The following is a 7026-nucleotide window of genomic DNA, read 5'->3' on the forward strand; positions in this document are numbered from 1 at the left end:
GCTTGTCATGCATCGCGCCTCGCTTGAGGCTCAGAAAAGATACAGGTCCCCGGCCCATCTGTCAACACCCCCCGCCCGGCCGAGCCTTCACGCTGGCCGAACTGAATCCCAACGGCGTACTGGACACGGCACACCAGCGGCGTGAGAGGCAGCCCGTAATGGCCCCGGCCAGAACACATGAAAGCCGTTCATCATGCCCGTATGTCCCGTTGTCACCGCCTGTTCCTGCTGCCTGCCCTGTGTGTGGGTGTCCTGTCCCTCTCTCATGCCTCGGCCCTGAAAGTCGAACCGGTCGTGGCAGACGGCATTCTCTACACAGTGGCCACCGTGAACCCGGCGACCGACCGGCTGCAACTGCACTGGTTGAATCCCAGTACGGGCGCTCCGTACGCCACGTTCGCGCAGCTGAGGGCGCGGCTGCACAGGGAAAGGCGCACCCTGGGGTTCGCCACCAACAGCGGTATCTACGCGCCGGGCCTGAAACCCCTAGGCCTGCATGTCGAGCAGGGGCGCACGCTGGTGCCGCTGAACATGGCCCGCAGCGGAGGGAATTTCGCCCTGCTTCCCAACGGCGTGTTCTGGGTGAAAGGCGCGCGGGTCGGCGTGACCGAAACCCGCCGGTACGCCACGCTGAACGTGCAACCCACCTTCGCCACGCAGTCCGGTCCGCTGCTGCTTCAGGGCGGTAAGGTACACCCGGAATTCAACCGGGGTAGCACGTCGTTCAAGCTGCGCAGCGGCGTGGGCGTCTGCCGGGACGGGCGGGTGCGGTTTGCCGTGAGTGCCGGCCCCGTGAACTTCTACTCGTTCGCGGTGTTCTTCCGGGACACGCTGGACTGCCCGGACGCCCTGTACCTCGACGGAAGCATCAGCGCCTACGCCACGGGCGACCGCAGCACGCAACTGGCAGACTTCGCGGGTATCTGGAGCGTGACCCGCTGAAGCAGATCGCTCTGATACGGATTCCGTTTGTTTTGCCGACAATCCGGAACATCACCGGGTAGTCAGCTCCACGTCCGGAACCCGCTTTTCTCCTACTCGCTCGGATTGAATGGTCTTTGTAGCCCATTCAATCGGAGTCCGTATGACAGGCACACTTCATTCCTGCCCTCCCGGCGGAATGCCAGAAAGAACCGCCTGCCCCCGAAGTGGGAGGCAGGCGGTGCGGGTGGCCTGAATGACCGGGTTCAGTTCCCGATAGTCAGGGTCACGCTGCTGAGAGGCTCGGCAGCCGCGTCACCCATCGGGCGGACCTCATAGGAGACGGTGCCGGCGCCGGGCTTGCTCTGGTAACTCCAACCGCAGCTGGCGTCCAGGGGGATGTTCTTGACACCGACGGTGCGGTCACCGCGCTTGACGGTCACGCTGTACCCCTCACCCTGGCCAACCCCGCCGAAGCGGAAGGGTTCGCTAACGGTCTGCCCGTCTGCGATGCTGAGCGTGTAGTCCTTGGTGCAGTTGGCGGCGCTGGCGCCCTCGGCAGCAGCGGCGATGGTCGTGCTGCGCGCGCCGAGTTCCGTGCCGTCCGGGCCCTTGACCGTGTAGCTATGCGCGCCGGCCGAGGGGCTGGGCACGTTGAGGGACCAGGTTCCGTCCGCACCGACGGTGACCTTGCCGAGGCTGGTGCCGTCCTCGAACAGTTCAAGTTGCTCGCCGGCCGTGCCGGTACCGTTCATCGTGAAGCCGCCTGCCGGGAGTTCGGCGTCCGCAGCAGGAGCAGCGATGCTGAAGCCGGTGGCCGCACCGTCGGCGATATTCACCTTAAATTCACTGCGGGCCTTGCCGCCGTCCACGGTGTAGGTGTGTTCACCCACGGTCGGGGCGGGCAGGTCGGCTGTCCACTTGCCGTCGCTGCCGACGGTGGCGGTGCCGACGTCCTGACCCTCGTCCTGAATGGTCAGGGTCGCTCCGGCGGGGCCGGTGCCGCTCATGGTGAACGGCGCGGGTGGCAGGTTCGCGTCGGACGTCGGGTTGGTCACGATGATGCTGGCGGCCCTGTCGGTGACCGTGGTCGCCGAGTCCACCGGCTTACGGTTGACCAGCCAGCAGCCGCCCAGAAGCAGCAGCGCCAGCAGCGGAATGATCCACCAGGGGAAGCCGCCACGGCGTTTCTCCCGGGGAGGGATGGGCGGCACGCTGGCCGTGTTGAGGGGCGGGGCCGTCACGGGAGGCACGTTCGGACGGGACGCCCCCGCCAGGGCCGTGGTGGCAGCCCCGGCAGCGGCGGCCATTCCGCCGGCGCCCAGCAGACCACCCAGGCCGCTGGGCAGCAGGCCGGTCAGGCCAGCACCCAGGCTGCCCAGCAGGCCGCTGAAGCCCGCAGCGCCCATGCCGCCGCTCCGGGCGCGGTTACCCAGCATGCCCAGGACCAGCGGGGTCATCAGGGCCAGCAGTCGCCCGGCGCTGGCGCCGCTGCCTCCGAGCGCAGTCCCCAGTCGCCCCGCGACCTGATCGACGTTCCCGAACAGGCCGCCCAGCAGGCCGCGCCCCTGCCCCTCGATGCGGGCCGATTCGGCGGCGTCGTCAAGCACTCCGGCGCGCAGGTGACCGTCCGCGCCGGTCAGTGACTCGAAGGGACGCGCCATGTTCAGCACGTCGTTCGCGCCGGACTCGGTACGGCCCTTCTGCACCAGCGAGTTCAGGATGAGCGGCAGGGCCGCCTGGGCCGCACGTTTGGACGCGCCGCCACCGAACCCGGCCGAGGCCCCGAGCCGCTCGGCGACCGGACCGCTGAACTGCCCCTTCAGGAATTCCAGCAGTCCGCTGGCACTGTCGTCACGGGCAGCTGCGCCGGCGACACCAGCCAGGCCGACCGCCGGCACCTTCAGTGAGGACACGTCTACAGACGGCACATGCACGGTCGGCGGCGTGAGGTCCGGTGCGCTGACCTTCCCCAGTCCCGAACCGGTCAGGCCACCCAGGGCCGCGCCGCCCAGTGCGGCGGCCGCGCCGGTCCCAGCGCCCAGCAGGCCCCCCAGCTGACCCCCCACTCCGCCGAGCATTCCGCCGATGTTCCCGCCGTTCACCCCGGCCTTGCCGAGCTGGCTCAGCAGCAGCGGGAGGACCATACCCATCATCTTCTGCACGCCGCCGCTGGCCGCGCCGGTCTGCGCCGCCACGGTCTGCGTGAGGTTGGCAGCGCGGTCGCCCAGCAGGACCGGCCCCAGAAGCTCCCCGGCCTGCTGGAGGTTCTGCACGCCGTCGGTACCTGCCAGGGCGTCCTGCACACTGCCGAACTTCGGCAGGTTCTGGATGGCTTCGGTGATCTGCGACTGTCCCTCGGCGCCGCGGGCGTGATCGGCCAGCGCGTCGAGTTGCAGGGGCAGGCCAGCGCTGAGGACGCGCTGCGCGGTCTGTGCGTCCAGACCGGACACCTGACCCAGACGGCTGGCCCCGTCACCTCCGAAGAACGATTGAATCAAGTCTGTGATGTTCATGACGCCTCCTGGGAACTACCGTGAAACGGAATTCTTGAACTGCCCGAAACCGGGGATGAAACCTGAATGGCATTGACGCACCGTTCCGCCATCTTGCGGACACGAAGGCCGTGCCGGCACAAGTGTAAATTGTTTCACTCCGTTATGGCATTAGATGTGCAGCGAGTCACACCGTAACACCTTCGGCAGCCTGGCATTCTACACGTCACAACAGACACTCTTAACGAACCGCACCCCCGTACTACCCCCATCAGGGGCATACGGACCGGCGCGGCACCAGTACGTGCTCTGCACGAACCCGCTGCCCGCGAACACCCGCACCGACACCAGCGTCAGCGGCAGATCGGCGTCCAGCGGCCCGAACAGCGGACGGCCCCGCCCCAGCAGCACCGGCACGACCGTGACCGTCAGTTCGTCGATCAGTCCGGCCCGCAGGAACGCCTGAACGGTCTGCCCGCCGTCCACGTACACGGCCCGTGCGCCCAGGCGGCCCAGTTGCTCCGCGACCCATTCGGGCGGTCCGGCCATGACCTGCACCGTGCCGCGCAGGGCGGGAGGCAGGTCCGCCGCGCTCAGGGTGCGGCTCAGGGCGACCACCCGCAGGCCCGCGTACGGCCACTCCGGGAAGTCCTTCACGGTCTCGAAGGTCTCCCGGCCCATCAGCAGGGTATCCACGCCCGCCACGAACGCCGCGTACCCGTGATCCTCGCCCACTGGCGCCGCTGCACCGTCCGCCGTGGCTCCCGGCAGCCAGTCCAGGCGACCGTCCGGCCGGGCGATCAGGCCGTCCAGGCTGACCGCCACGAACACCCGGAACTCAGGCCGCATGGTACTGATCATACGGACGGCGGTCGATTCGGTGCAGTTCTGAATCCATCCGAGCGGATGCGGGCAGGAACCACAGAGGGACTGCGCGGTATGGAGCCGCAGGCGGCGCTTTTTCGACTGTGGCGCAGTGGAGCGCAGTCCCTATCAGATGCGGCCCTCGTACCGGTCACGGTGCACGATGTACGCCAGTCCCAGTGTGCTGAGGGTACTGACCAGACTGCTCAGGCCGTAACTGATCAGCGGCAGGGTGATTCCTGTCAGCGGCAGCACACTCAGGGCCGCGCCGACGTTCTCGAGAACCTGAAAGCCGATCTGCCCCAGAATGCCCGCGAACAACACCTGATCCTGCAACCGGGGCGCTTCGCCCGCCATGCCCGCCAGCCGCCAGAACAAAGCGCCGTACAGCAGCAGCACCGCCACGCCCCCCACGAACCCCTGTTCTTCCAGCCACGTGGAGACCGCGAAGTCCGTGTGCGGCTCCGGCAGGAACCCGTTGTGCGACTGACTGCCCTGCTTGTACCCCTTGCCCTGCAACCCACCGCTGCCCACCGCGATGGTGCTCTGAATCACCTGATACCCCGCTCCGCGCGGGTCCTCGTAGGGATTCAGGAAGATCGTCAGGCGCTTTTGCTGGTAGGGCTCCAGGTGCGGGTACAGCACTGTTGGCAGCGCCGTCCCCACCAGCAGCGCCGCCAGCAGCGCGTGCCACACCGGTATGCGCGCCGCGAGCATCATCACGGCGAACATGACGCTCAACACGATGGCCCCCCCGAAATCCTGAATGCCGACCAGACCCACGGCCGGCAGGAACACCGCCAGCGCCCGCCCGTACGTGGATACCCCCTTGAACCCCCCGCGCAGCGTGACGGCCAGCATCAGGATCAACGCGAACTTCAGGATCTCCAGCGGTTGAAACTGGAGCGGCCCCAGCTCGATCCAGTTGCGCTGCCCGTTCACTTCCTTCCCGATCACGAAGGTGCTGACCTGCATCAGGAGTGCCAGCCCGTACAGGTACGGCGCCGCACGGTAGATGCGGTCCCGGCCCGCCCACCACATCAGGGCAATCGGCACGGCCGCCAGCACCACACCCAGCACCTGCTTGCTGAACACGCCGCTCGACACGCGCGGGGACAGGGCGGCCGTGCTGACGGTCATCAGGCCCACTGCCAGCAGGGCCGCGATGATCACCGGGAACCGCAGGTCGTACTTCACGGCGTTCCCCACAGCGGCGCCCGCGCGGGCACCCCGGAGGGAACAACAGACTGAACATTCAAACGCGCCACCCCCACAGGCTACGGCCTGCACGGGCGAAGGTGTTTAAAGCCGGTACAGGCTCTGGTGGAAGGGTCGGCAACAACCGTTGCACCGGAGCGGACGCGGGTGGGGGCAACGCGGGTTCCGGGCATAGCGCTGACAGCCCAGTGTGCTGACAGCCCAGTGCGCCGGGTTGCTGAGGCCCGGCCGCCAGGCTCAGCGGTTGCGTTCGGCCGCGCGCCCCGGCGAATCCTCATCCAGTGGGATGTTGGCCATCAGGACCACCATGTCGCCCCGCTGCTCGATCTCCACACTGCTGTTTCCTGTCGGGAAGTACCGCCTGACGACTTCCAGCAGGTCGTTGCGCAGCGCGTCCACCTTGCCCGGCGGAATCTGCGCGCGGTCGTAGGCCAGTACCAGTTCCAGGCGGTCTTTCAGGGTCTCCTTGGTCCGGCCGCGCTTCATCCAGGAGAACACGTCAGGCCCCCCCGAACAGTCGGCGCAGCGCCGCCATGAACCCCTTGTCCTCCTCGAACTTCGGGTACGGCACGTCCTCACCCTTCAGGCGGCGCGCGGTCGCCATGAACGCCTCGCCGGCCTTCGTCTTGCCCAGCACCGCCGGCTCTCCCACGTTGGTCGAGATGATGATGCCCTCGTCCTCCGGCACGATCCCGATGGGCTTGACACCCAGGATGTCCAGAATGTCCGCCTCGGACAGCATGTTGCCGCTCGCCACCATCTTCGGCCGCAGGCGATTGATGACCAGCCGGATCTCATTGACCTGCTGAGCCTCCAGCAGCCCGATGATGCGGTCCGCGTCACGCACGCTGGAAACCTCCGGGTTCACGACCACCAGCGCCCCCTGCGCCGGGGCGGCCGCCGTGCGGAACCCCGACTCGATCCCCGCCGGGGAATCAATCAGGATCCGGTCGAAACCCTCGGTCTCGATCAGGTCCCGCACCACACCCTTGAACACCTCCGGGTCCAGCGCGTCCTTGTCGCGCGTCTGACTGGCCGGCAGCAGGAACAGGTTCTCCACCCGCTTATCCCGGATCAACGCCTGCGACATGCGGCACTTGCCTTCCAGCACGTCCACCAGATCGAACACCACCCGCGATTCCAGACCCATCACCACATCCAGGTTCCGCAGGCCCACATCCACGTCAATGACCGCGACCTTCTCCCCCAGTTTTGCGAGAGCCGCTCCTATGTTCGCAGTGGTCGTGGTTTTACCCACGCCCCCCTTGCCGGACGTGACCACAATAACCTTGGCATTCATCTTCAGGTAGTGTACAGCCCAACTCTGAGAGACGCGCCAGCGAGTGCCAGCGGACCGCCGCGTGCAGCGTAGGTGCTGACTCTGCAGCCCTACGTCACCACCGGAAGGTGGGATCATCCGGTGCCGTCACGGACGCTCGGCCGCGGTGTTCCGGTTTAAGTACACTGCGTTTATCTTGTCGATAAACCGCGCGGAGCGCGGAGCAGAAGGAAAGTACGTTGAAGCGGG

The 7026-nt window shown here is 67.2% G+C and carries 6 protein-coding genes; 1 reads left to right on the top strand and 5 read right to left on the bottom strand.

The genetic code is table 11. The features are described from left to right. The first annotated feature begins 201 nt into the window (after positions 1 to 201). Positions 202 to 942, top strand: coding sequence for a phosphodiester glycosidase family protein (locus QZ271_RS08910; protein ID WP_291430642.1), 741 nt, complete (start codon positions 202 to 204; stop codon positions 940 to 942). Between the two features lie 245 nt (positions 943 to 1187). Here the strand turns inward: QZ271_RS08910 and QZ271_RS08915 are convergent, their stop codons facing one another. The 5 genes from QZ271_RS08915 to minD all read right to left on the bottom strand — a co-directional run bounded on the left by QZ271_RS08915 (position 1188) and on the right by minD (position 6798). After that, positions 1188 to 3437: a DUF937 domain-containing protein gene (locus QZ271_RS08915; protein WP_291430644.1), complete on the bottom strand. Its 2250-nt coding sequence runs from the start codon at positions 3435 to 3437 to the stop codon at positions 1188 to 1190. A 198-nt stretch (positions 3438 to 3635) separates the two neighbouring features. Beyond that, positions 3636 to 4265: a dihydrofolate reductase family protein gene (locus tag QZ271_RS08920; RefSeq protein ID WP_291430646.1), complete on the bottom strand. Its 630-nt coding sequence runs from the start codon at positions 4263 to 4265 to the stop codon at positions 3636 to 3638. A gap of 144 nt (positions 4266 to 4409) precedes the next feature. After that, complete coding sequence (locus tag QZ271_RS08925; protein WP_291430647.1) at positions 4410 to 5477, bottom strand: FtsW/RodA/SpoVE family cell cycle protein; 1068 nt, start codon at positions 5475 to 5477, stop codon at positions 4410 to 4412. Between the two features lie 258 nt (positions 5478 to 5735). Beyond that, entirely contained in the window at positions 5736 to 5996 is a 261-nt protein-coding gene (gene minE, locus QZ271_RS08930) for a cell division topological specificity factor MinE (RefSeq protein WP_291430649.1), read from the bottom strand. A 1-nt stretch (position 5997) separates the two neighbouring features. After that, on the bottom strand, positions 5998 to 6798 hold the full coding sequence (gene minD / locus QZ271_RS08935; protein WP_291430651.1) for a septum site-determining protein MinD: 801 nt from the start codon (positions 6796 to 6798) through the stop codon (positions 5998 to 6000). Between the last annotated feature and the right edge of the window lie 228 nt (positions 6799 to 7026).

It is taken from the genome of Deinococcus sp., assembly GCF_018260555.1.
Taxonomy (GTDB): domain Bacteria; phylum Deinococcota; class Deinococci; order Deinococcales; family Deinococcaceae; genus Deinococcus.

Bases quoted from the DNA above. Each gene is read 5' to 3' on its own strand.
- QZ271_RS08910 (WP_291430642.1), top strand. From the start codon at position 202: ATGTCCCGTTGTCACCGCCTGTTCCTGCTGCCTGCCCTGTGTGTGGGT.
- QZ271_RS08915 (WP_291430644.1), bottom strand. From the start codon at position 3,437: ATGAACATCACAGACTTGATTCAATCGTTCTTCGGAGGTGACGGGGCC.
- QZ271_RS08920 (WP_291430646.1), bottom strand. From the start codon at position 4,265: ATGCGGCCTGAGTTCCGGGTGTTCGTGGCGGTCAGCCTGGACGGCCTG.
- minD (WP_291430651.1), bottom strand. From the start codon at position 6,798: ATGAATGCCAAGGTTATTGTGGTCACGTCCGGCAAGGGGGGCGTGGGT.